This is a genomic window from Flavobacterium rhizosphaerae, from assembly GCF_046000445.1.
Lineage (GTDB): Bacteria > Bacteroidota > Bacteroidia > Flavobacteriales > Flavobacteriaceae > Flavobacterium > Flavobacterium rhizosphaerae.
The window spans coordinates 1-735 of record NZ_JBELPZ010000044.1 but is presented as its reverse complement, the minus strand read 5'-3'; the positions used below and the strand labels follow the sequence as shown (position 1 = coordinate 735).

The following is a 735-nucleotide window of genomic DNA, read 5'->3' as shown; positions in this document are numbered from 1 at the left end:
CTGTCAGCCGAAAGCTGCTTGTGCTTTCTAATTTCTTAAAATTCTACTTTGTTTCTTATCTCAATATGTCAATGAACTTTATAAGTATCAAGTAGTAAGTATCAAGTATAAAGACTCTGTCTTCGTACTTTGTACTTTCTTCTTTGTACTATTTGTGGAGAATATCGGAGTCGAACCGATGACCTCCTGCGTGCAAGGCAGGCGCTCTAGCCAGCTGAGCTAATCCCCCATTCTTTAGTGTGCAGTTAACAATGTACAGTTAACAGTTGCAAGAACGGTTCACTATATAGTGTAACTCAACTTCTAAAATTTCCTTTTATTTAAGGTTTCAAGTGCTTTTTAAGCCCTAAAGCCTAAGGTCATCAAGTCACAAGGCCACAGGGGCTTTCTGACTTTTAACTTTCGAACTTTCTGACTTTTTTGTAGTCCCGGGCAGACTCGAACTGCCGACCCCTACATTATCAGTGTAGTACTCTAACCAGCTGAGCTACGAGACTATTTTAAAGTATTAAGTCTTTAGTATTAAGTATTAAGATGCAGCGCATCCGCTTGCCTTGATACTTTGTACTTAATTCTTTGTACTTTTTTTCAGCTCTCTTCTTCTTAAATTAATGTTTTTGAACCAACAGCGAGAGTAAGAATAACTTTCTTCTTACCAAATAAAAACCGGAGACCGTAATCTCTAGAAAGGAGGTGTTCCAGCCGCACCTTCCGGTACGGCTACCTTGTTACGAC

The 735-nt window shown here is 39.2% G+C and carries 2 tRNA genes and 1 rRNA gene; all 3 read right to left on the bottom strand.

The features are described from left to right. Positions 1 to 155 precede the first annotated feature (155 nt). A tRNA-Ala gene (locus ABS766_RS16735) sits at positions 156 to 229 on the bottom strand. Between the two features lie 194 nt (positions 230 to 423). Continuing rightward, positions 424 to 497, bottom strand: a tRNA-Ile gene (locus ABS766_RS16730). A gap of 189 nt (positions 498 to 686) precedes the next feature. Continuing rightward, a 16S ribosomal RNA gene (locus ABS766_RS16755) occupies positions 687 to 735 on the bottom strand; the annotation flags it as partial.